This is a genomic window from Herbiconiux sp. VKM Ac-1786, assembly GCF_015350805.1.
Taxonomy (GTDB): domain Bacteria; phylum Actinomycetota; class Actinomycetes; order Actinomycetales; family Microbacteriaceae; genus Herbiconiux.
In genome coordinates, this window is the sequence record NZ_JADKSG010000002.1 from 1,042,502 (window position 1) to 1,065,812 (window position 23,311).

Genomic DNA, 23,311 nt, shown 5'->3' on the forward strand with positions numbered 1-23,311 from the left:
TAGGCTTTCGACCATGACCGATCACGATCCGACGCCGGCGAAGCCGGGCATCTCCCGACGGGGGCTGCTCGGCCTCGCCGGCGCGGGCGTGCTCGGCGCCGGTGCCGGTCTCGCGGGGGGCATCGCGGTCGACCGCTTCGCGCTCCCCCAGTCGGCCTCCGCCGCGCCGGGCGCGGGTACGGTCTACCCGTTCTTCGGCGAGCACCAGGCCGGCATCGTCACGCCCGCGCAAGACCGGCTGCACTTCGCGAGCTTCGACGTCGCCGACATCACCCGCGCCGAGCTGGTCGGCCTGCTGCAGGACTGGAGCGCCGCCGCCGCGCTGATGACCGCCGGCACCCCGGTCGGCGCCTACGGCGCCGTCAACGGCCCGTACACCGCCCCGCCCGACGACACGGGCGAGGCGCTCGACCTGCCGGCCGCGGGTCTCACGATCACCTTCGGGTTCGGCTCCACCCTCTTCACCGCCGCCGACGGCACCGACCGCTTCGGCCTCGCCGCCCAGCGCCCCTCCGCGCTCGTCGAGCTGCCGCACTTCCCGGGCGACATGCTCACCGAGGCGCTCACGGGCGGCGACCTCTGCATCCAGGCCTGCAGCGACGATCCGCAGGTGGCGGTGCACGCCATCCGCAACCTCTCCCGCATCGCGTTCGGCCGGGCGTCGCTGCGCTGGTCGCAGCTCGGCTTCGGCCGCACCAGCTCGACCACGACGTCGCAGGTCACCCCGCGCAACCTGTTCGGCTTCAAGGACGGCACGGCGAACATCAAGGCCGAGCAGTCCGACGTGGTGGCCGACCAGGTCTGGGCCTCCCGCGACGACGGCGCCGCGTGGATGCACGGGGGCTCGTACCTCGTCGCCCGCAAGATCCGCATGACCATCGAGACCTGGGACCGCACCTCCCTGAAGGATCAGGAGGCGATCGTCGGCCGCACCAAGGGCGAGGGAGCCCCGTACTCCGGCGGCACCGAGTTCAGCGAGCCCGACTTCGACGCGACGGGGCAGGGGGGCGCGCCGCTGATCGCGGCCGACTCGCACGTGCGCCTCGCGCATCCGACCCAGAACGCGGGCGCGCAGCTGCTGCGCCGCGGCTACAACTTCGTCGACGGCAACGACGAGCTCGGGCGGCTGAACGCCGGGCTGTTCTTCATCTCCTACCAGCGCGACGCCGCGAAGCAGTTCGTGCCGATCCAGATGAACCTCGCCAAGAACGACGCGATGAACGAGTACCTCCGCCACGTCGGCTCGGGGCTCTGGGCCGTGCCACCCGGCGCCTCGACCGGCGGCTGGGTCGGCGAGACGCTGCTCGGGTGAGCCCCGAGGGGCCGTTCTCGGCACGCTTCCGGCTGATCACCCTCGGCACGGTCGTGCTCGTGTTCGTCGCCGCCTTCGAGAACCTCGCGGTCACCACGGTGATGCCCGTGATCAGCGCCGAGCTCGACGGCTCCGCCCTGTACGCCGTCGCCTTCGCGGCTCCGCTCGCCGTGTCGGTGGTCGGGATGGTCGCGGCCGGTCAGTGGTGCGACACCAGCGGCCCTCGGGTGCCGCTCTGCGCATCCGTCGCCCTGTTCATCGCGGGGCTCGTCGTCGCGGGCCTCGCCGGCAGCATGGAGCAGGTCGTCGTCGGTCGGCTCGTGCAGGGGCTCGGCTCGGGCGGGGTGACCGTGACGCTCTACGTGATCGTGGCGCGGGTGTTCCCCGGGGCGCTGCAGCCGCGGGTGTTCGGGCTGATGTCGGCGGCATGGGTCGTGCCGGCGCTGGTCGGGCCGTTCATCGCGGGAGTGCTCGGCGAGACCGTGGGGTGGCGGTGGGTGTTCCTCGGGGTCGCGCTGATCTGCGTGCCCGCGCTGGGGCTGCTGCTGCCCGTGATGCGCACGCTCCGGCAGGCGCAGACCGGCACGGCGTCGGGCTTCCGCATCCCCCGGCTGCTCTGGGCGGGGCTGCTCGCGGCGGGCATCCTGGCGCTCAGCGTCTCGGCCGAGTTCGGCGGCGTGACGGCGCTCGTCGTCGCGGTCGCCGCGGTCGTGGTGGCGGTCGTCGCGATCCGGCCGCTCGTGCCCCGCGGCACGCTCACCGGCCGCACCGGACTGCCCCGCATCGTGCTCACCCGGCTCGTGCTCGCCGGCGGCTTCTTCGCCACCGAGACCTACCTGCCCTACCTGCTCACCCGCGACTACGGCTTCTCCCCCGGCCAGGCCGGCCTCGCGCTGTCGGTGAGCGGCGTCGCCTGGGGTGCTGCGTCGCTCCTCCAGGGCCGCTACGCCGCCCGCCTGCGCGACCGGGCCGTGCTCACCGCGGGCTCGGCGCTCGTCGCCGCCGCCGTGGCCGTCACGCTCGCCACCGCCGCGCTCGGGCTGCCCGGCTGGGTCGCCATCGCGGGCTGGGCGCTCTCGGGCACCGGCATGGGCCTGGCGTACCCGAGGCTCTCGGTGCTGCTGCTCTCGGGCTCGTCGCACGACGACCAGGGCTTCAACAGCAGCGCCCTCAACATCGCGGATGCCGCCGGCCCCGCAGTCGCCCTGTCCGTCGCCGGGCTCGCCTTCCAGGCCCTGCCGGGCGCGGGCATCGACGGCTTCACCGGGGTGTTCGCGCTGGGGCTGCTGCTGGCCGTCGCGGCGGTGGCGCTGGTGCGGGGTGCGGCGCCGCGGACGGCTGCCCCGTCGGCAGCCGCCGACGCGCGGGGCTAGCCGCGCATCCGGAACCCCACCCGCTACGACGTGGTGCCGCCCACGATGTAGGTCGCGGTGCTCTGGCCCGAGCCGTCGTCGGCGACGCTGACGATCACCGAGTACTCGGCGTTGCTGTAGGCCCCGCTGCCGACACCCTCGACGAAGCCGGAGTAGCTGGCCTCGAAGCCGGCCTCCTTCAGCTGGGCGTCGATCGACTGGAAGGCGGGCTCCCGTTCCTCGTCGACCTTCACGATCACGGTCCAGCCGCCGCCCGAGTCGACGGTGCCGGCGCCCATGCCGCCGATCACCTCGCCGTCGTAGAGCGGCACCTCGTTCGCGGGGAAGCCGTCGGGCAGCCCGCCGTCGGAGTTGAGGTCGACGTCGCCGCCGCCCGCCTGCTCGACCGCGCCCTCCACGAGCTGCTCGACCGGGTTGGCGCAGGACGTGAGCGAGGGCGTGAGCACGGCCGCCAGGGCGAGCGCGAGGATGAGGGCCGGCTTCTTCGTCATGCCCCCGATCATCCCAGACGGGGCGCGCCGGGCACCAGACGCAGAAACGGCCGGCACCCCGCGAGGTATGCCGGCCGTTCCGAGCGGGGCGACTACTGGTTGGCGCGCTTGAGGTTCGCGGTGCGGCGGGCACGCGCGTTGGCGTCGAGCTCGACCTTGCGGATGCGCACGATCTCGGGGGTGACCTCGACGCACTCGTCCTCGCGGGCGAACTCGAGGCACTCCTCGAGCGAGAGCTGACGCGACGGCGTCATCGACTCGAAGGTGTCGGAGGTCGACTGACGCATGTTGGTCAGCTTCTTCTCCTTGGTGATGTTCACGTCCATGTCGTCGGCGCGCGAGTTCTCGCCGATGACCATGCCCTCGTAGACCTCTTCGGTCGGGTTGACGAAGAACGTCATGCGCTCCTGCAGGGCGATGATCGCGAACGGGGTGACGACGCCGGAGCGGTCGGCCACGATCGAGCCGTTGTTGCGGGTGACGATCGAGCCGGCCCACTCGCCGTAGCCGTGCGAGATCGCGTTGGCGATGCCGGTGCCGCGGGTGATGGTGAGGAACTCGGTGCGGAAGCCGATCAGACCGCGCGAGGGGACGATGAACTCCATGCGCACCCAGCCGGTGCCGTGGTTCGCCATGTTCTCCATGCGGCCCTTGCGGGCGGCGAGCAGCTGCGTGATCGCGCCGAGGTACTCCTCGGGGGCGTCGATCGTCAGGTGCTCGTAGGGCTCGTGGGTCTTGCCGTCGACCTGCTTGGTGACCACCTGCGGCTTGCCGACGGTGAGCTCGTAGCCCTCGCGGCGCATGTTCTCGACCAGGATGGCGAGCGCGAGCTCTCCACGGCCCTGCACCTCCCAGGCGGCGGGGTTGCCGATGTCGACGACGCGGAGCGAGACGTTGCCGATCAGCTCGCGGTCGAGGCGGTCCTTCACCATGCGGGCGGTGAGCTTGTGGCCCTTGACCTTGCCGACGAGCGGCGAGGTGTTGGTGCCGATGGTCATCGAGATGGCCGGGTCGTCGACCGTGATGGCTGGCAGCGGGCGCACGTCGTCGGGGTCGGCGATGGTCTCGCCGATCGTGATGTCCTCGATGCCCGCGATGGCGACGATGTCGCCGGGGCCGGCCGACTCGGTCGGGAAGCGGGTGAGGGCCACGGTCTTCAGCAGCTCGCTGATGCGCTGGTTGGTGACGGTGCCGTCGTGCTTGACCCAGGCGACCTGCTGGCCCTTCTTGATCGTGCCGTTGAAGACACGGAGCAGGGCGAGGCGGCCGAGGAACGGCGAGGAGTCGAGGTTCGTGACGTGGGCCTGCAGGGGCGCCTCGTCGTCGTAGGTCGGCGCCGGGATGTGCTCCAGGATCGCGCCGAACAGGGGCTCGAGGTCGTCGTTGTCGGGCAGCGTGCCGTTCTCGGGCTTGTTCAGGCTCGCGGCGCCGTTGCGGCCGGACGCGTAGACGACGGGCACGTCGAGGATGGCGTCGAGGTCGAGGTCGGGCACGTCGTCGGACATGTCGCTGGCAAGGCCGAGCAGCAGGTCCTGCGACTCGCCCACGACCTCGTCGATGCGCGCGTCGGGGCGGTCGGTCTTGTTGACCAGCAGGATGACGGGGAGCTTCGCCTCGAGCGCCTTGCGCAGCACGAACCGGGTCTGCGGCAGCGGACCCTCGCTCGCGTCGACGAGCAGCACGACGCCGTCGACCATGGACAGGCCGCGCTCGACCTCGCCGCCGAAGTCGGCGTGGCCGGGGGTGTCGATCACGTTGATGGTGATCGGCTTGTCGCCGGCGTGCTTGCCGTTGTAGGAGATCGCCGTGTTCTTGGCGAGGATCGTGATGCCCTTCTCACGCTCCAGGTCGTTGGAGTCCATCATCCGGTCGTCGGCGTCGAAGTGCGCGTCGAAGGAGTTGGTCTGCGTGAGCATGGCGTCGACCAGCGTGGTCTTGCCGTGGTCGACGTGGGCGACGATCGCGACATTGCGCAGGTCGTCGCGGGTGGCTTGTGCCATGGGGAGTCCTCAGGTCTCTTGAACCCGGGACTGATGGCAGAAGCCACCCGCGGGCTCGAATAACGGGGTGTGGGTGGGCGTCGTGGCCCGGACCGCTAAACGCCCAGGGTGATTCCAGCGCCCGGAATAGCGTTCAGCAACTCCCTAGTGTACTGCTCCTTGGGGTTGTCGAAGACGGCATCCGTCGAAGCGGCCTCCACGATGCGTCCCTGCTGCATCACACACACGTTGTCGGCGATGACCCGCACCACCGCCAGGTCGTGCGTGATGAACAGGTACGTGAGCTCCAGCTCGTTCTGCAACTCGGCGAGGAGCTGCAGGATCTGGGCCTGCACCAGCACGTCGAGCGCCGAGACCGCCTCGTCGAGCACGACGATGTCGGGCTTCAGCGCGAGCGCCCGCGCGATGGCCACGCGCTGGCGCTGACCGCCCGAGAGCTCGTTCGGGTAGCGGGTGATCAGCGACTGCGGCAGCGAGACCTGGTCGAGCAGCTCGAGCACGCGGTCGCGGCGCGCGGTGCGGTCGCCCACGTTGTGCACCTGCAGCGGCTCGGCGATGGTGTTGCCGATGTTGCGCAGCGGGTCGAGCGAGCCGTACGGGTCCTGGAAGACCGGCTGCATGCGACGGCGGAGGCCGAGCAGCTCCTTGCCCTTCAGCGGCGCCACGTCGGTGCCGTCGATCAGGATGGAGCCCGACGTCGGGTTCTCCAGGCGCAGGATCATCTTCGCGACGGTCGACTTGCCCGAGCCCGACTCGCCGACGAGCGCCGTGGTGGTGCCCTTCTCGACCGAGAACGAGACCTTGTCGGCCGCGATCAGCTCGCCCGAGGAGCCCTTGCCCTGGCCGCGGATCTTGTAGACCTTGGTCAGGTCCTTCACCACGATGGCGTCGGGGCGCTTGGCGGCGGGACGGTGCTCGACGCGCTCCTCGGCGGCCGCGATCAGGTCGAGACCCTCGGTCACCTTGGTGGGGGCGTACTCGAGGTCGCCGAGCGCGTGCGTGGCCGACTCGGCGGTCGCCGACTGGATGCGCCGCGAGGCGAGGCTCGGGGCCGCGGCGACGAGGCGCTGCGTGTACGGGTGCACCGGGTTCTGCAGGATCTCCTTCGAGGGCCCGGCCTCGACGATGCGGCCCTTGTACATCACGACGAGCTGCTCGGCGCGCTCGGCGGCGAGGCCGAGGTCGTGCGTGATGAACAGCACGGCGGTGCCGATGTCGCGGGTCAGCGTCTCCAGGTGGTCCAGGATGCGCCGCTGCACGGTCACGTCCAGCGCCGAGGTCGGCTCGTCGGCGATCAGCAGCTTCGGGCGCGACGACAGGCCGATGCCGATCAGCACGCGCTGGCGCATGCCGCCCGAGAACTGGTGCGGGAACTGCTTCAGGCGCTTGTCGGCGTCGGAGAGCCCGGCCTCCTTCAGAACCTGGATGGCGTGGGCCCGCACCTCCTTGCGTCCCGAGGCGATGCCGTTGGCCCGGATGGTCTCCTCGACCTGGAAGCCGACGCTCCACACCGGGTTGAGGTTCGACATCGGGTCCTGCGGCACGAAGCCGATCTCGCGGCCGCGGATGTCCTCCATCTGCTTCTCGGAGTAGGAGCTGAGCTCCTTGCCGTCGAACATGATGGTGCCGCCGGTGATGCGGCCGGCGCCCGGGAGCAGGTTGATGATCGCGTGGGCGGTCGTCGACTTGCCCGAGCCGGACTCGCCGACGATCGCCAGGGTCTGGCCGGGCATCAGCGTCAGGTCGACGCCGCGCACGGCCGGCACGATGCCGTTGGTCGACTGGAAGCCGACCTCGAGGTTCTTGATCTCCAGCAGCGGCGTGGTGCCGGCGGGACGGGGTGTCGGGTCGCTCATCGCTGGGCCCTCGCCTTCGGGTCGAGTGCGTCGCGAACCACTTCGCCCATCATGATGAAGGCGAGCACGGTGATCGAGAGCGCGAGTGAGGGGTAGATCAGGGTCTGCGGCGCGTTGCGCAGGTCGACCTGCGCGGCGCTGATGTCGTTGCCCCAGGACATGGTGGAGTTCGGCAGGCCGACGCCGAGGAACGACAGGGTCGCCTCCGCGACGATGGCGGCACCGAGCGAGATCGTGGTGACGACGATCACCGGGGCGATCGAGTTCGGCAGCACGTGGCGCATCAGGATCTTGAAGTTCGAGACGCCGACGGCCTGCGCGGCCATCACGTAGTCGCTCTGCTTGACCCTCAGGATCTCGGCCCGCAGCACGCGGGCCGTGGACGGCCACGCGAAGATGCCGATCGCCAGCGAGATCACGAAGACGTTCCGGTAGGCCGAGAACACCGACATGATGACCACGGCGGCCAGGATGTAGGGGATCGAGAAGAAGATGTCGCCCGCACGGGAGAGCACCGCGTCGAGCCAGCCGCCGTAGAAGCCGGCGAAGGCGCCGAACAGGATGCCGAGCACCGTGGTGAGGATCGTCACGATGATGCCGACCGACAGCGACGTCGAGGTGCCGTGCACGATGCGCGAGAACACGTCGCAGCCCTGCTTGGTGAAGCCGAGGATGTGCTCGCCGGTCGGGCCGCCGTTGCTGTTGGACAGCTGGCAGTCGGAGTTCGGCGCCACCGGCGTGAACAGGCCGGGGAACAGGGCGACGACGATCACGAGCAGGATGATGACGGCGGAGACCCAGAACATCGGCCGGCGGCGCATGTCGCGCCAGGCGTCGATCCAGAGGTTGCTCTTGCGTTCGCCGACGTTGACGGCGTCGATCGCGACGAGAGGGGTCTCCTCCAGCGGTGCGACGAAGTGCGTCGGGGTGAGTGGCTTATTTGACATAGCGGATCCTCGGGTCGAGAAGGCCGTACAGGAGGTCGACGACGAGGTTGACCACCAGGTAGATGAGCACCATGACGGTCACGAACGAGACGACGGTGGGCCCCTCGCCTCGGATGATCGCCTGGTAGAGCGTGCGGCCGACGCCGGGCACGTTGAAGATTCCCTCGGTCACGGTCGCACCGACCAGCAGCACGCCGAAGTCGGTCGCCGCGTAGGTGACGACCGGGATGAGCGAGTTGCGGAGGATGTGCACCGGGATGATGCGCCGCCGGCTGAGGCCCTTGCCGTAGGCGGTGCGCACGAAGTCGAGGCCCGCCGTCTCGATCACCGAGGCCCGGGTGAGGCGGATCAGCTGCGCCAGCGAGATGCTCGCCAGCACGAAGGCCGGCAGGATCAGGTCTTGGATCGGGGCACCGCTGGACACCGTCGTCCTGGCCCAGCCGAGTTGGATGCCGAACACGTACTGCCCGACGAAGGCGATCACGAAGATCGGCAGCGAGATGAACACGAGGCTCACGATCAGGGCGGTGCCGTCGAACAGCTTGCCCTTGCGGAGGCCGGAGTACAGACCGATCAGCACGCCGCCGACGAACTCGATGATGAGCGCGAGGATGGCGAGGCGGATGGTCACCGGGAAGGTGCGGGCGAGGATGTCGGACACTGCTTCACCGGAGAAGGAGGTACCGAAGTCGCCGCGGAAGATGCCGCCGAGGTACAGGAAGTACTGCACGATGAACGGCTGGTCGAGGTTGTACTCCTGACGGAGCCGCTCGAGGAGTGCCGGGTTGGGCGTCTTGTCGCCGAAGAGGGCGAGAAGGGGGTCTCCGGGCATCGCGAAGACCATGAAGTAGATGAGGAACGTCGTACCCAGCAGGACGGGGATCGCCTGGAGAAGACGCCTGAGGATGTAACCGGCCACGAATCAGACCGAACCAATCGAAACTAAGGGGCGAGAGCCGCCGCGCGAATCACAGACAACATGATACGGGGGCGGCAGCGCATGGCTGCCGCCCCCGTAGATGCGGGAACTAGCTCTTGGTGATCTCGTAGAAGAGCGGCACCGAGTTCCAGCCGAACTCCACGTCCTGCACGTTCTCGCCGTAGCCACCGACCACGTTCGAGTACCACAGCGGGATGGCCGGGAGGTCCTTCAGCAGGATCTCCTGAGCCTTCTGGAAGTCGGTGTTCGCCTCGTCCGCGTCAGCGGTCGACGAGCCCTCCTGGAGCAGCGCGTCGAACTCGGGGTTCGAGTAGTCGCCGTCGTTCGAGGACGCGTTGGTCGCGTATAGCGGGCCGAGGAAGTTGAACAGACCGGGGTAGTCGGCCTGCCATCCGGTACGGAACGCCGTCTGGATGCTGCGGTCGGTGATCGCGGTGCGCGCCTCGGCGAAGGTCGGGTACGGAGCACCCGACGCGTCGATGCCGAGCGTGTTCTTGACGCTGTTCGAGACCGCGTCGACCCAGTCGGCGTGGCCGCCGTCGGCGTTGTAGGCGATCTGGAAGGAGCCCGACCAGGGCGAGATGGCGTCGGCCTGGGCCCACAGCTTCTTCGCCTCGTCGGGGTTGTACGCCAGCACGTCGGCGCCCTCGAGCGAGTCGCTCCAGCCGTCGATCACCGGGGAGGTGAAGTCGGAGGCCGGGGTGCGGGTGCCCGAGAAGATCACGTCGGTGATCTCGTCGCGGTTGATGGCCATCGAGATGGCCTGGCGGCGGAGCTTGCCCTCTTCGTCGTTGCCGAAGTGCGCGAGGCGCTCCGGGATGGTGAACGACTGGAAGATGGCGGCCGGCTGGTTGACCGCACGGTCGCCCAGGTCGGACTCGTAGTTGCCGAAGGCGCTCGAGGGAACGGCGTCGAGCACGTCGAGGTTGCCACCGAGCAGGTCGGCGTAGGCCGCGTCCTCCGAGGCGTAGAAGACGATGGTCAGGCCACCGTTCTTGGCCTGGCGGCCGCCCTGGTAGCTCTCGTTGGGAACAAGGTCGATCTTCTCGTTGTGAGCCCATGCGGTGTCGCTGGCCAGCTTGTACGGGCCGTTGCCGATGGGGTTCTGGCCGTAGGCCTCGATGTCGTCGAACGCCGACTTGGGCAGCGGGTAGAACGCCGAGTAGCCGAGGCGCAGCGGGAAGTCGGAGCGAGCCTCGTTCAGGGTCACGGTGAAGGTGAGGTCGTCGACCTTCTTCAGACCGGTGAGGGGGCTGTCCGCGTCGTAGCTGAAGCCTTCGATGTCCTCGAAGAAGTAGCTGTTCAGCTGCTCGTTCGACAGGAGGGCGCCGTACTGCCACGCGTTGATGAAGCTGTCGGCGTCGACGGGGTCGCCGTTGCTGAAGGTCTGGTCGGCCTTCACCTTGATGGTGAAGGTCTTGGAGTCGTCGGTGTCGATCGACTCGGCCATGTCGAGCTGCGGCGCACCGGTGGCGTCGTAGTACTCCAGGCCGGCGAAGATCGAGTCGAGGATCTTTCCACCACCGGTCTCGTTGGTGTTGGTGGGGATCAACGGGTTCTGCGGCTCGGAGCCGTTCGCCGTGATGACCGCCGAGGTGTCGCCCGACGCGCTGTCGTCGGAACCGCCGGCGGCGCAGCCGGACAGTGCGAGCGCGCTCGCGGCGATCAGCGCGATAGCGCCGATGCCATACCGTCTCTTCTTCAATTTTCCTCCTGTGCAGAATAGGGGCAGGCGACGACTCCCTTGTGAGGGCCGAGACCTAAGGAAGTACCCTAAGTGGGGGTAAACACCAGATCAAATGCGGGCCGAAAAAGTTACATACACGAAACTATCTCCGCAGGATCTTTGTGCACATTCGACAGTACCCGCTCGAAAACCGCGCCTGGCGCAAGAAAGCGAAATGATGGCGCGAGCCGACTCCTGGTTCCTGATCCGACGTCGCCGACTCGGCACCGAGGTGCTCCTGGTGCTCGGGCTCTCGCTCGGAGCATCCGCCGTGTACTCCGTCGTGAGCCTCCTGGCGAAGGCCACCTCGGGCACCGCGCTGGCCGATCAGACGGCCACGATCAACGGCTCCCTGAGCGACCGGCCGTGGCTGGACCTGACCTATCAGCTGCTCGCGATCGGCTTCGACCTCGTGCCGGTGGCGCTCGTGCTCTACCTGCTCGCGATCTCGGGCGGCAACCCGTTCCGGCGCATCGGCTTCGACCTCACCCGGCCCGGCCGCGACCTCGGCCGCGGCGCCCTGCTCGTGCTCGTCGTCGGCGTGCCCGGCATCGTGCTCTACGTCGTCTGGCGCCTGCTCGGCTTCAGCGCCGCGGTCGTCGCCGCCCCGCTGGACGGCCAGTGGTACACGGTGCCGGTACTGGTGCTCGCGGCCCTCCGCGCCGCCCTCCAGGAGGAGGTCATCGTCGTCGGGTACCTGTTCACGAGGCTCCGCCAGCTCGGCTGGCGGAAGTGGCAGATCATCCTCGGCGCGGCCGTGCTGCGCGGCAGCTACCACCTCTACCAGGGGCCGGGGCCGTTCGTCGGCAACGTCGCGATGGGTGTGATCTTCGGCTGGTGCTACTGGCGCTGGGGGCGCGTGATGCCGCTGGTCGTGGCGCACTGGATCATCGACATCGTCTCGTTCGTCGGCTATCCGCTCGCGGTCGGCCTCGCACCCGCGCTCTTCGGCTAGAGCGCCGCTAGGCGGTGCCGGCCGACCGTCCCGAACGGCGTGGCCGACGGCGCGAACCGCCGCCCCGAACGGCGGTGACGACCATGAGGGCCGCTCCCCCGACGAGCACGGCGACGGATGCCCAGCCGCCGATCGCGATCCAGTCCGCTCCCCCGTCCGAACCACCGCCCCCGGTGGCCGCGGGCTCGGGCGTGAACAACGGCTCCGTCGTGGGCGTGGCCGTGGCGGACGCGGTGACGTTCACCGTCAGCCGCGCCGAGGCCGTGCCCTGGAACGAGCTCGAGATCGTGCAGAGGATGGTCGAGGTGCCGATCGGGAAGGCCTGACCCGACTCCACGGGCGTGCCCGCGATGGCGCACCCGTCGAGCGTCAGCCCGGCGGGCAGCGCCGCCTGGATGGGCACCGGCGCGGCGCCGCTCGCGTCGGCCTCGAGGTCGAGCTGGCCGGGCAGGATGCTCGACCCGGTGAAGTCGGCGCCCACGATGCGGGTGCCGCTGAAGTCGGCGCCCTCGAGCACCGCCCCCTCGAACACCGCGCCCTGCACGTCGCCGCCCGCGAAGGACGCCCCCGTGAGGTTCGCGGTGCGGAAGTCGCCCTCGCCGAAGCGCGTGCCGCTCAGGTCGACGCCCGGGCACTGCGCGCCGCCGGGGCCGCCGTCGCTGATCGGCGAGATCACGCAGTCGCCCTCGGCGAACAGTGGATCGGCGTGGGCCGGTGCGACCGCGGCCAGAGCGAGCACGGCGCCGAGGAGCACGCCGACACCGGCGGCGGCGCTCCCCCGGGCTCGACGAGGACGGGTGTCGATCGGGGCGGGCATGACCCGAACCCTACCTCACCGCCCCGTCGTGCGCCCGGCAGGGCCCGCTCAGGCGAACGCCTCCGGCGGCGGGCACGCGCAGACCAGGTTGCGGTCGCCGTAGGCCTGGTCGATGCGCCGCACCGGAGGCCAGTACTTGCCCCGGATCAGGCTCTTCACGGGGTACACCGCGCGCTCCCGGTCGTAGGGGTGCGACCACTCGCCCTCGATGACGGACTGCGCCGTGTGGGGCGCGTTCCGCAGCGGGTTGTCCTCCACCGGCCACTCCCCCGCGGCGACCGCGTCGATCTCGGCCTTGATGCCGATCATCGCGTCGATGAACCGGTCGATCTCGGCGAGGTCCTCGCTCTCGGTCGGCTCGACCATCAGCGTGCCGGCCACCGGGAAGCTCATCGTCGGGGCGTGGAAGCCGTAGTCGACGAGCCGCTTGGCGACGTCGTCGACCGAGACGCCCGAGGCCGCGGTGATGCCCCGCAGGTCGAGGATGCACTCGTGCGCCACCAGCCCGTTGTCGCCCGTGTAGAGCACGGAGAAGTGCGGTGCCAGGCGGGCGGCGACGTAGTTCGCTGCGAGCACCGCCGAGGCGGTGGCGTCGGCGAGGCCCTCGAGCCCCATCATGCGCACGTAGGCCCAGCTGATGGGCAGGATGCTCGGGCTGCCGTAGGGCGCGGCCGAGACCGGCGCGCCGCCGTGCACCACCGGGGTGCCGTCGGCCTGGAGGTGCTCGGCCTCCTGCGCGAACACATGCCCCGGAAGGAATGGAGCCAGATGCGCCTTCGCCGCGACCGGCCCGACGCCCGGACCGCCGCCGCCGTGCGGGATGCAGAACGTCTTGTGCAGGTTCAGGTGCGAGACGTCGCCGCCGAAGTCCCCGAAGCGGGCGAAGCCGAGCAGGGCGTTCAGGTTGGCGCCGTCGACGTACACCTGGCCGCCCGAGGCGTGCACGAGCCGGCAGATCTCGGCGACCTCGTGCTCGTAGACGCCGTGGGTCGACGGGTAGGTGATCATCAGCGCGGCGAGGTCGCCGGCGTGCGCCTCGATCTTCGCCCGCAGGTCGTCGAGGTCGACGTTGCCGAGCTCGTCGCAGGCGACCACGACGACCTTCATGCCGGCGAGCACCGCCGAGGCGGCGTTGGTGCCGTGGGCGCTGGACGGGATGAGGCACACGGTGCGGTCGACGTCGCCGCGCGAGCGGTGGTACCCGCGGATGGCCAGGAGCCCGGCGAGCTCGCCCTGGCTGCCGGCGTTCGGCTGCAGCGAGACCGAGTCGTAGCCGGTCACGTCGGCGAGCCAGCGCTCCAACTGGGCGATCAGCTCGAGGTAGCCGCCGACGTCCTCCTTGGGGGCGAAGGGGTGGATGCCCGAGAACTCCCGCCAGGTCACCGCCTCCATCTCGCTGGCCGCGTTGAGCTTCATCGTGCAGGAGCCCAGCGGGATCATGCCGCGGTCGAGCGCGTAGTCGGCGTCGGCGAGGCGCTTGAGGTAGCGCATCATGCTCGTCTCGGAGCGGTGGGCGCTGAACACGGGGTGCGTCAGGTAGCCCGAGGTGCGGTGCAGGGCATCCGGGATGCTCGTCGCGAGTGCCGAGCGGTCGGCCTGGAGCGACGCGTCGAACACGCGCAGCAGCTCGAGCAGCTCTCGGTCGCGGGTCGTCTCGTCGACCGCGACGCTCACCGTGTCGTCGTCGACGACGTGCAGCAGGATGCCCCGAGAGTGCGCGTGCTCGGCGAGCCCCCGGGCCCGGCCCGGCACCCGCACCTGCACGGTGTCGAAGTAGTCGGCGTGCACGATCTCGAGGCCCGCGGCCGTGAGCGCGGCCGCGAGGGAGCGTGCGGTGGCGTTCACCTGCTCGGCGATCGCGCGCAGCCCCTCCGGGCCGTGGTAGACCGCGTACATGCCCGCCATCACGGCCAGCAGCACCTGGGCGGTGCAGATGTTCGAGGTCGCCTTCTCGCGGCGGATGTGCTGCTCCCGCGCCTGGAGGCTGAGCCGGTAGGCCGGGTGGCCGGCGGCGTCGACGCTCACGCCGACGAGGCGGCCGGGGAGCTGGCGCTCGAGCCCGTCGCGCACGGCCATGTAGCCGGCGTGCGGTCCGCCGAAGCCCATCGGCACGCCGAAGCGCTGGCTGGTGCCGACGGCCACGTCGGCGCCGAGCTCACCCGGCGAGGCGACGAGCGTGAGGGCCAGCAGGTCGCCCGCGACGACCGCGATGCCGCCCGAGGCGTGCACCCGCGCGATGACGTCGCTCGGGTTCCACAGCCGGCCGGAGGCGCCCGGGTACTGCACGAACACGCCGAAGGCGTCGACGTCGTCACCGGTGAGCGGATGCGCCGGGTGGTCGACCGCGTCGAGCACCGTCTCGACGATCTCGATGCCGACGGCCTCGGCGCGCGCCTTCAGCAGCGACCTCGTCTGCGGGAACGCGTCGGCGTCGACCAGGAAGCGGTTCGACTTCGACTTCGAGGCGCGGCGCGCGAGCAGCATGCCCTCGACCGCGGCGGTCGACTCGTCGAGCATCGAGGCGTTCGCCGTGGCGAGCCCGGTGAGGTCGGCGACCATCGTCTGGAAGTTGATCAGCGCCTCGAGCCGGCCCTGCGAGATCTCGGGCTGGTACGGCGTGTAGGCCGTGTACCAGCTCGGGTTCTCGAGCACGTTGCGCAGGATGACCGCCGGCGTGATGGTGCCGTAGTAGCCGAGACCGAGGTAGGAGGTGGAGACCGTATTGCGGCCGGCCAGGGCGCGCAGCTCGTCGATCGCCTCGCGTTCGGTGGCCGCCGGCGGCACGAGCGAATCGGCGAGCGAGCGGTCGAACTGGATGGCGGTCGGCACGGCCGCCCGCATCAGCTCGGCGACGCTGGAGTACCCGACGGCCTCCAGCATGCGGCCCTGGGCGGCGGCGTCGGTGCCGATGTGGCGGGCCGAGAACAGGCCGGAGGCGGCGGGACGGTCGGTGAGGGTGCCGCCGGGCGAGGTGGCCACGGCGGGCTCGAGGAGGTCGGTCATCCGTCAGCCCCCGATCAGCGCGGTGTACTCGTCGAACGAGAGCAGCTCGGGCAGCTCGGTGAACTCCACCTTGAGCAGCCAGCCCTCGCCCAGCGGGTCGCTGTTGACGAGCTCGGGCGAGCTCTCGACCGCCTCGTTCTTCTCGACCACGGTGCCGTCGACGGGAGCGAAGAGCTCGCCGACCGACTTCGTCGACTCGATCTCGCCGACGATGCTGCCGCCCGCGACCTCGGTGCCCGCGTCGGGCAGGTCGAGGTAGACGATGTCACCCAGCTGGGCCGCCGCGTACGCGGTGATGCCGATCGTCGCGACCGAGCCCTCGACGAGCACCCACTCGTGCTCGGCGGTGTAACGGAGTTCGGTGTTCTCGGGCATGTCAGTCCTTCTTCCGGCGGTAGAACGGCAGGGTCGTGGTGCGGAACGCGAGGCGGGTGCCCCGGATGTCGACGGTGACCTCGGTGCCCTCGGCCGCGAGGCGGGGGTCGACGTAGGCCAGGGCGATGGGATGCCCGAGCGTGGGCGAGAGCGCACCGCTCGTGACGAGACCGGCGGGCGGCGCATCCGCACCCCCGTCGATCGGGAACACCTCGTAGCCGGCGCGGGCGGCGCGGCGGCCCTCGGCGACGAGGCCGACGAGCACGGGCGCACCCTCGGGCGGGCCGGCCACGAGGGCGTCCCGGCCCACGAAGGACTCCTTGGCGAGAGCCGGAACGCGGCCGAGACCCGCCTGCACGGGCAGCGTCTCGAACGAGAGCTCGTGGCCGTAGAGCGGCATGCCGGCCTCGAGGCGCAGCGTGTCGCGGCTGGCGAGCCCCGCCGGCACGAGGCCGAGCGGCTGCCCGGCGGTCTCGATCGCGCGCCAGAGGGCCTCGGCGTGCTCGGGCGCGAGGTAGAGCTCGTAGCCGTCCTCCCCCGTGTAGCCGGTGCGGGCGAGCAGCACGGGCACGCCCCCGAAGCGGGCGGGGGTCGAGCGGTAGTAACGCAGCTCGTCGAGCCCGGGGGCCTCGAAGCCCTCGGTGCGCTGGAGGATCTCGCGGGAGGCCGGGCCCTGCACGGCGACGAGCGCGGTCTCGTCGCTCTCGTCGGTGAGCACGAGGTCGAAGCCGGCGCGGCGCTCCTCGAGCGCGGCGGCGACCGGCTCGCGGTTGGAGGCGTTGGCCACGACGAGGAACTCCTCGTCGCCCAGGCGGTAGACGACGACGTCGTCGATCACCCCGCCCTGCTCGGCGAGCAGCAGCGAGTACTTGGCCTGCCCGATCGTGGTGGCCGACAGCAGCCCCGCCAGGGCGTGGTCGAGGAACGCGGCGGCCTCGGGGCCGCTCACCCGGAACTCGGCCATGTGCGAGAGGTCGAAGAGGCCTGCGGCGGAGCGCACGGCGTGGTGCTCGGCGAGGTCGCTGGAATAGCGCACGGGCATCTGCCAGCCGGCGAAGTCGGTGAAGGTGGCGCCGGCGGCGCGGTGCACCGCGTCGAGCGGTGAGAACCGGGACGGCGGTGCAGCGGGAGAGGTGGGAGCGTCGGTCACGAGTGGAGTTCTCCGTTCGGCGAAGCGGGGCTTCGCGAGAGGAGGGCGCGGTGGCGCCCTGCGAGAACTCCCCCTCTGTCATCGTGCCTGAGAGTTTCACACCCGCGAACGGATGCTTTCACCGTGGGCGAGCCGCCGTCGATGCCGCGGACTGCTTTCCAGAGTGGCCAGTTCGACGCGGTACGAGGACCTGAGAGATTATCGGGGAGGATTGCTCCTTCGGTGCCCGGTCGTGCCGGGCTCTCCCGCGTCGGCCTAGTGGCCGGCGGTATTCAGTTGAGGGGTGCTGCCGCAAGCATAGCGCGGGCTCAGCTGCCGCCGAAGCCCCCACCGCGGCTCCGGCGGAGGGTGAGCACCACGACGGCGGCGATCACGCCGACCCCTACCAGCACGATCAGCACGATCACCGGCCAGGGCAGCATCGCCCCCGCCTGCTGCAGCTCGCCCGAGACCGGCCCGGCCGACTCGGTGGCCAGGAGGGTGGCGGGGGCCTCGTCGGCGGCAGGAGCATCCGTCGCCGCCGCCTCGGTCGGGGCAGCCGCCGCCGGGGTGGCACCGTCGGGCTCGCCCGCCCAGGGTGCGCCGCAGGTGGGCGGGTTCGTCAGCCCGTCGTGTGCGCCCTCGAGCGAGGCCGGCTCGTAGTCGAAGCCGTACTGGCCGCTCGTCGGGTGGCCGTCGGAGGACACGACCTGCCAGAGCACCTGGTAGCCGCCCGCGTCGCCGAGGGCGATGGGAGCGGCGACGCTGCTGCCGTCGAGGGTGACGCAGCCCGACTCGTAGTGCAGGCCCTCGCTGTCGACGATCTGCACCGCGAAGCCGTCGGTGGTGCCACCCGGCTGCACGAGCAGCTCGTCGGTGAAGCCGAGCACCACCGAGCCGGGGTCGGCCGTGATGGAGTCGCCGTCGCCCGGCGTGGCGCTGGCGAGCGAATCGTGGGCGGACGCCGAAACGACCGCCCCGCCGAACCCGGCCCAGAGGAGGGCCGTGCCGGCGAACGCGGTCGCTGCGAGAAGGGTCAGGGGGCGGTGGGTGCGGCTCACGCCTTCACGATAGCCGCGGCCCCTGACAGCGGGCGGTCTAGCTGCGGCGCACCCGGTACTGGTTGACCAGCGGGCAGTCGAACGGGTCGGGAGCCGACAGTCCCACCTTGTTCATGTAGACCACGACCGCCTTGTGCGCCGCGAGCAGCGACACCTGGGTGTAGGGGATGTTGTGCGTCGCGCAGTACTCCTGCACGATCGGGCGCGCCTTCACGAGGTTCGGACGGGCCATGTTCGGGAACAGGTGGTGCTCGGTCTGCAGGTCGAGCCCGCCCATGCCGATGGTCATGGCCCAGCCGCCGCCGATGTTGCGCGAGGAGAGCACCTGCTTCGACAGGAAGTCGATGCGCGAGCCGGCCGGGAAGATCGTCATGCCGATGTGGTTCGGTGCGAACGAGGCGCCCATGTAGAAGCCGAAGACGGCGACCTGCACGCCGACGAAGGCGAAGGCCATGCCGAGCGGCAGGAAGTAGAACACCACGGCGAGGTACGCGATCAGGCGGATGCCGATGAAGGTGAGCTCGAGCGCACGGCCCTCGACGGGCTTGCGGCTGAAGAGGGTCTTGAACGAGTGGAAGTGCAGGTTGAAGCCCTCGAGCAGCAGCAGCGGGTAGAGCAGGATGCCCTGCTTGCGCGTGATCAGGGCGGCGATGCCCTTGGTGGCCGCGGCGTCCTTCTCGAGGAAGGAGACGGTGTCGCGGTCGATGTCGGGGTCTTTGCCGACGGTGTTCGGGTTGCCGTGGTGGCGGGTGTGCTTCGACATCCACCACGTGTAGCTCATGCCCACGAAGGCGGTGGCGAGCGTGCGGCCCGCGCGGTCGTTGGCCCTGTTCGACGCGAAGACCTGGCGGTGCGAGGCCTCGTGCGCGAGGAAGGCGAATTGGGTGAAGATGATGCCGAGCGCGCCGGCGATCAGCAGCTGGTACCAGGTGTCGCCGAGCAGCACGAAGCCGGTCACGGCTCCGCCCAGGGCGAGCATGAGGGCCACGAACATTCCGATGTAGAAGCCCTGGCGCTTGCGCAGCAGGCCCATGTCGCGCACGGTCGACAGCAGCTCGGAATAGGCGGCGGTGGGATGCGCGGCACCGGCTTTACGGGGAGTCGTCGCGCGCGGGGTCGGGTTGCTCGTGATGGTCACAAGGCCTCGTCACTGAATTCGGGTTCGGCTTCACAACCGCGGTGTTCGAGCAGATGCCCTGTAGATGATCTCAACCTAGGGGCCGAACCTGCGTAACCCCCGGCAGGGGACAAAAAAAGAACCCGCGTCCTTTTTCAGGACACGGGTTCTCCGTTCACCGCCTACGGCGATGGGGGTGAGGCGAGATCAGCCCAGGGGGGTGATGTTCTCGGCCTGCAGGCCCTTGCGGCCCTGCGTCACGTCGAACTCGACGCGCTGGTTCTCTTCGAGGTTCTTGTAGCCGGAGCCGTTGATGCCCGAGTGGTGGGCGAAGACGTCTTCTCCACCGTCATCGGGGGAGATGAAGCCGAAGCCCTTTTCGGAGTTGAACCACTTCACGGTGCCTTGAGCCATTATTTTTCTCTTTTCGAGGTAAGCGGTTCCGCTTGTCGGAACCTACCGTCGCGGTGCACTTTGTTCCGCTCCTCAGAAAAGCAAGCCGCTCGCCGCGAGAAAAGCGGCGAATGACCCTATTCAAGATTCATGGGTAACACAACAACTGAGATCAGCTTAGCCGCTAACCCGGCCCTACGGCTACTAGGTTCTCTTTCTCGTGTCGTGAAGCTTTAGAATTCAGCGTGCCTTCTCTCAGCCCGCTCAGCATTCCCAGCCCTCCCCTGGAGTTCTCGCAGTTCCAGATCGGGCCCCTGACGATCCACATCTACGCGCTCTTCATCCTCGCGGGCATCGTGGTCGCCATGCTCATGGTCAACCACCGCCTCACCAAGCGGGGCGGCGAGCCCGGCGTCGTGATCGACATCGTGCTCTGGGCCGTGCCGCTCGGCATCGTCGGAGCCCGCATCTACCACGTGCTCACGCACGGCAGCGACTACTTCTACGAGGGCGCCGACCTCTGGCGTGTCGTGCAGATCTGGGACGGGGGCAACGCCCTGTACGGCTCGCTGATCGGCGGCGCCATCGGTGCGGCCATCGGATGCCGCTTCGCGGGCATCCGGCTCTGGTCGTTCGCCGACACCCTCGCGCCGGCGATGCTGATGGCGCAGGCCATCGGCCGCCTCGGCAACTGGTTCAACCACGAGCTGTTCGGCCTGCCGACCACTCTGCCCTGGGGCCTCGAGATCGAGTCGACCAACGGCGCGTTCCCCGTCGGGCTGCCCGAGGGCACCCTGTTCCACCCGCTGTTCGCGTACGAGATCATCTGGAACCTCGTCGGCGTCGTGCTGCTGCTCGCCCTCGAGCGCCGCTTCCGCCTGCGCTGGGGCAAGCTGTTCGCGCTCTACCTCGTCTGGTACGGCCTCGGCCGCGCCTGGCTCGAGTCGATCCGCATCGACCCGTCCAGCGACGGGTTCCTCGGCGTGCCGGCCAACGTCTGGGCGTCGTTCGCGGCGGTGCTGCTCGGCCTCATCCTGTTCGCGGTGCAGAGCCGCCGTCACCCGGGCATCGAGACTTCGGTGTACCGCGCCGGCCGCGGGCCGCGTCCGGTCGTCAGCAAGAAGAAGAAAGGCTCCGACGACGAGCCGTCGACCGGGCTCGAGTCGGTCGACGACGCGGCCGCCGACGGCACGGGCGAGCGCTGGACCGACGACGAGCTCAAGGCGGCCTCGGGCACCTCGGCGCCGCTGCGCTGATCCGCGCTGTCTGCTGGGCGTCGCGGCGGCGCGGCCGCCTCGCCTCAGTCGAGCGCGGCGCGCAGCTCGGGCGAGAGGTGCTCGAGCCGCCGCCGGTCGCGGATGGCGACGATCCCCACGCAGGTCACCCAGACCAGCCACGGGAACGTCGCCAGCATCGCGGTCGCCGCTCCCCCGGCCGCGAAGAAGCTGTCGGGGCTCGTGCCTCCGAACATCATCGGCACGGTGAGCACGTTCAGCACGGCCACGGCGTAGGCGATGTAGCCCGTCCACTTCGGCAGGGCACCGGAGGCGAGGGTCACGTAGCCGGCGGCGGCCGCGACGAGGGCGTTGAGCGTGCATCCGATCGACCCGAACATCAGGGTGTGACCGACGGTCAACGCCCGGAGCGAGGACGCGTCGGGCCGAAGGTCGGTGGTGTCGAGCGCGGTCGCGCCCTCGAGTCCGTCGCCGACGAGCGTCACCGCGATGAAGAGCACCCCGGCGCCGTAGGCGATGTTCGCGACCCACTGCAGGTCGGGCCGGGTGTGCGTGATCAGCTGCCGGAACCCCGAGAGGAACACGAGCAGCGCCGCCATCAGGAACGTGTCGATCAGGATGGTGAACAGCGTCTGGTTCGCGGTGCGCGCCATGAACTCGACCAGCGCGGCGTCGTCGTCGAGGGCGGGTCGCGCGCCCACCAGCAGCACCTGCACCAGGAACTCGCTCGCCGTCAGCAGGGCGACGCTGATCGCGGCGATGCCCGTCCAGAGCCGCACGTCGGGGTTCAGCTTGCCGTTCCTCACGACGGTGATCATGTGGTTGTGACTGCTGACGTGCGTCTGCATGGCGCTCCCCCGGGCCGGGGCCGCCCTCCGCGGCCCTCGCGCCTCCGAGAGTAGCGGGTGGCGGCCACCGCGTCGGGAGCGGATCTGTTAGAACGGGGAGCGGCGAAGGGATTCCCGATGCAGCTCCGGCACACGACCTGGGTCACCGACGGTGGTCTCGAGACCGATCTGATCTTCAATCACGGCGTCGAGCTGCCGCAGTTCGCGGCGTTCCCGCTCGTCGACGAGCCCGCGGGTGCCGCGGTGCTGGCCGACTACTACGCGCAGTACGCGGCGATCGCCGCCGAGGTGGGCGCCGGCCTGCTGCTGGAGACGCCGACCTGGCGCGCCAATGCCGACTGGGGCCGCGCCCTCGGCTACGACGCTCGCGCGCTCGACCGGGCGAATCGCCGCTCGGTCGATCTCGTCCGTGCGGCGACCACGGCCGCCGACGTCGTCGACCGGCGCGTCTCGGGGTGTGTCGGTCCGCGCGGGGACGGGTATCGCTCGGCCGCGTACGACGCCGACGAGGCCGCCGGGTACCACTCGCTCCAGGTGCGGTCCCTGGCCGCGGCCGGGGTCGATCTGGTGCACGCGATGACCATGACGACGCCGGCGGAGGCGATCGGTGTGGTGCGAGCGGCGCGCTCCGCCGGGGTGCCGGTCGCCGTCTCGTTCACGGTGGAGACCGACGGCCGGCTTCCGGACGGCGGTACCCTCGCGGACGCGATCACGGCCCTGGAGGTCGCCGACCCGGCGGACTACTACGGCGTGAACTGCGCGCATCCGCTTCACCTCCTGGCCGCGCTCGACGGCGGAGCCTGGCAGGAGCACCTGGCGTTCTTCCGCCCCAACGCGTCGGTGCTGTCCCACGCCGAGCTCGACGAGGCGGAGGAACTGGATGCGGGCGACCTGCCGCTGCTCGTGCGGGCCACAGACGCCGTCCGGGCAGAGCTTCCCGGGCTGGCCGTGCTCGGCGGGTGCTGCGGCACCGACAGCCGGCACGTCGCGGCGCTGTGGGGTGCGGGGCTCGGTGGTGGCGGCGATGCCGGTGATGCCGAGGCGCCGGTGACGCCTCACTCGTCCGACCAGAGCACCTCGGCGTCGAGCACCAGGTCGATCAGCTGACGCAGGAGCTGCTCCATCGTGGTGGACTTCAGCAGGATGTAGCGGTCGTACTCCCCCAGCGGAGCGATCGCGGCCAGCTGCCAGACGGCCGTGCCGGGATCCTCCGACAGCTCGAGGTCGTCCTCCGCCTGCGGCCCTGAGTCCGGTTCGGGCTCCGGTTCGGGCTCCGCGTCCATTTCCGGTTGCGGCTCCGGCTCCGCCTCCGTTACGCGGGCGATCGCCCGCCGCACGACCGTCTCCGCCTCGTCCCGCAGAGCTCTGAGCTCCTCCGACCACTCCAGCTCCGGCAGCATCGTGAGTTCGGCCCGGGGGTACGGGTCCTCGTCGATCCAGCGCTCGACCGTGAACCGACGGGTGCCCAGGCCGACGATGAGCAGGCTGTCGGCACCCGCGGCGACGCTCACGAGCCGCGCCATCGTGCCGACCGAGGCGCGCTCGTCGCCGCCTCCGGCCTCCGATCCGCGCTCGATGAGGACGACGCCGAACTCGAACCCCGGCTCGACCTCGTCGAGCAGCCGCCCGACCAACGTGAGATACCGGGGCTCGAACACCCGCAGAGGGATGGGCACGAAGGGGAACAGCACGGACCCGAGCGGGAACATCGGTGAGGCGGCCATGCTCCAGTG

At 70.2% G+C, this 23,311-nt stretch carries 20 protein-coding genes and 1 riboswitch; of the genes, 5 read left to right on the forward strand and 15 right to left on the reverse strand.

The features are described 5' to 3' along the window. Positions 1–13: 13 nt before the first annotated feature. Positions 14–1,312: an iron uptake transporter deferrochelatase/peroxidase subunit gene (gene efeB, locus ITJ64_RS15890; protein ID WP_194681679.1), complete on the forward strand. Its 1,299-nt coding sequence runs from the start codon at positions 14–16 to the stop codon at positions 1,310–1,312. Beyond that, entirely contained in the window at positions 1,309–2,685 is a 1,377-nt protein-coding gene (locus ITJ64_RS15895) for an MFS transporter (protein WP_370545221.1), read from the forward strand. Before efeB ends, ITJ64_RS15895 begins: the two co-directional genes overlap by 4 nt. 23 nt (positions 2,686–2,708) lie before the next feature. On the opposite strand, the gene ITJ64_RS15900 is transcribed toward ITJ64_RS15895, so the two are convergent. From ITJ64_RS15900 to ITJ64_RS15925, 6 genes are all read right to left on the reverse strand, one after another. Beyond that, complete coding sequence (locus tag ITJ64_RS15900; RefSeq protein WP_194681680.1) at positions 2,709–3,176, reverse strand: hypothetical protein; 468 nt, start codon at positions 3,174–3,176, stop codon at positions 2,709–2,711. 92 nt (positions 3,177–3,268) lie between these two features. Further along, entirely contained in the window at positions 3,269–5,176 is a 1,908-nt protein-coding gene (gene typA / locus ITJ64_RS15905; RefSeq protein WP_173181426.1) for a translational GTPase TypA, read from the reverse strand. Positions 5,177–5,271: 95 nt separating this feature from the next. Then, positions 5,272–7,032 carry an ABC transporter ATP-binding protein gene (locus ITJ64_RS15910; protein ID WP_194681681.1) on the reverse strand — a complete coding sequence of 587 codons (1,761 nt, stop codon included), beginning with the start codon at positions 7,030–7,032 and terminating at the stop codon, positions 5,272–5,274. Then, the gene (locus ITJ64_RS15915; RefSeq protein WP_194681682.1) at positions 7,029–7,979 is read right to left on the reverse strand and encodes an ABC transporter permease; all 951 of its coding nucleotides are present in this window, start codon (positions 7,977–7,979) and stop codon (positions 7,029–7,031) included. Before ITJ64_RS15915 ends, ITJ64_RS15910 begins: the two co-directional genes overlap by 4 nt. After that, positions 7,969–8,898, reverse strand: coding sequence for an ABC transporter permease (locus ITJ64_RS15920; protein ID WP_194681683.1), 930 nt, complete (start codon positions 8,896–8,898; stop codon positions 7,969–7,971). The genes ITJ64_RS15915 and ITJ64_RS15920 overlap by 11 nt, the downstream gene beginning before the upstream one ends. A 109-nt stretch (positions 8,899–9,007) precedes the next feature. Next, positions 9,008–10,624, reverse strand: coding sequence for an ABC transporter substrate-binding protein (locus ITJ64_RS15925; RefSeq protein WP_194681684.1), 1,617 nt, complete (start codon positions 10,622–10,624; stop codon positions 9,008–9,010). Positions 10,625–10,820: 196 nt separating this feature from the next. On the opposite strand from ITJ64_RS15925, the gene ITJ64_RS15930 reads away from it, so the two are divergent. Further along, positions 10,821–11,600 (forward strand): CPBP family intramembrane glutamic endopeptidase, encoded by a 780-nt coding sequence (locus ITJ64_RS15930; protein ID WP_194681685.1) that lies wholly within the window; start codon positions 10,821–10,823, stop codon positions 11,598–11,600. A 7-nt stretch (positions 11,601–11,607) separates the two neighbouring features. Here ITJ64_RS15930 and ITJ64_RS15935 read toward each other — a convergent pair whose 3' ends face one another. The 7 genes from ITJ64_RS15935 to ITJ64_RS15965 form a co-directional block, all read right to left on the reverse strand. Then, a complete protein-coding gene (locus ITJ64_RS15935; protein ID WP_194681686.1) occupies positions 11,608–12,417 on the reverse strand; it encodes a pentapeptide repeat-containing protein in 810 nt (269 codons plus the stop codon). A 48-nt stretch (positions 12,418–12,465) separates the two neighbouring features. Further along, entirely contained in the window at positions 12,466–15,420 is a 2,955-nt protein-coding gene (gene gcvP, locus ITJ64_RS15940) for an aminomethyl-transferring glycine dehydrogenase (RefSeq protein WP_194681687.1), read from the reverse strand. 3 nt (positions 15,421–15,423) lie between these two features. After that, on the reverse strand, positions 15,424–15,795 hold the full coding sequence (gene gcvH / locus ITJ64_RS15945; protein WP_173181434.1) for a glycine cleavage system protein GcvH: 372 nt from the start codon (positions 15,793–15,795) through the stop codon (positions 15,424–15,426). Position 15,796: 1 nt separating this feature from the next. Then, positions 15,797–16,945: a glycine cleavage system aminomethyltransferase GcvT gene (gene gcvT / locus ITJ64_RS15950; RefSeq protein WP_194681688.1), complete on the reverse strand. Its 1,149-nt coding sequence runs from the start codon at positions 16,943–16,945 to the stop codon at positions 15,797–15,799. 168 nt (positions 16,946–17,113) lie between these two features. Further along, positions 17,114–17,203: riboswitch (glycine riboswitch) on the reverse strand. A 50-nt stretch (positions 17,204–17,253) separates the two neighbouring features. Continuing rightward, positions 17,254–17,985 carry a copper resistance CopC family protein gene (locus tag ITJ64_RS15955; RefSeq protein ID WP_194681689.1) on the reverse strand — a complete coding sequence of 244 codons (732 nt, stop codon included), beginning with the start codon at positions 17,983–17,985 and terminating at the stop codon, positions 17,254–17,256. A gap of 37 nt (positions 17,986–18,022) precedes the next feature. Then, positions 18,023–19,117 carry a fatty acid desaturase gene (locus ITJ64_RS15960; RefSeq protein ID WP_370545275.1) on the reverse strand — a complete coding sequence of 365 codons (1,095 nt, stop codon included), beginning with the start codon at positions 19,115–19,117 and terminating at the stop codon, positions 18,023–18,025. A gap of 192 nt (positions 19,118–19,309) precedes the next feature. After that, entirely contained in the window at positions 19,310–19,516 is a 207-nt protein-coding gene (locus ITJ64_RS15965) for a cold-shock protein (protein WP_173181437.1), read from the reverse strand. 224 nt (positions 19,517–19,740) lie between these two features. Here ITJ64_RS15965 and lgt point away from each other — a divergent pair, with 224 nt between their 5' ends. Continuing rightward, positions 19,741–20,751, forward strand: a complete 1,011-nt coding sequence (lgt, locus tag ITJ64_RS15970) for a prolipoprotein diacylglyceryl transferase (protein ID WP_194681690.1) — start codon at positions 19,741–19,743, stop codon at positions 20,749–20,751. A 44-nt stretch (positions 20,752–20,795) separates the two neighbouring features. Here lgt and ITJ64_RS15975 read toward each other — a convergent pair whose 3' ends face one another. Then, positions 20,796–21,578, reverse strand: coding sequence for a hypothetical protein (locus ITJ64_RS15975; protein ID WP_194681691.1), 783 nt, complete (start codon positions 21,576–21,578; stop codon positions 20,796–20,798). Positions 21,579–21,695: 117 nt separating this feature from the next. Between ITJ64_RS15975 and ITJ64_RS15980 the strand changes: the two genes are divergently transcribed. Further along, a complete protein-coding gene (locus ITJ64_RS15980) occupies positions 21,696–22,685 on the forward strand; it encodes a homocysteine S-methyltransferase family protein (protein ID WP_194681692.1) in 990 nt (329 codons plus the stop codon). Here ITJ64_RS15980 and ITJ64_RS15985 read toward each other — a convergent pair. Then, on the reverse strand, positions 22,634–23,302 hold the full coding sequence (locus ITJ64_RS15985; protein ID WP_194681693.1) for an LON peptidase substrate-binding domain-containing protein: 669 nt from the start codon (positions 23,300–23,302) through the stop codon (positions 22,634–22,636). The genes ITJ64_RS15980 and ITJ64_RS15985 overlap by 52 nt on opposite strands. Positions 23,303–23,311 lie beyond the last annotated feature (9 nt).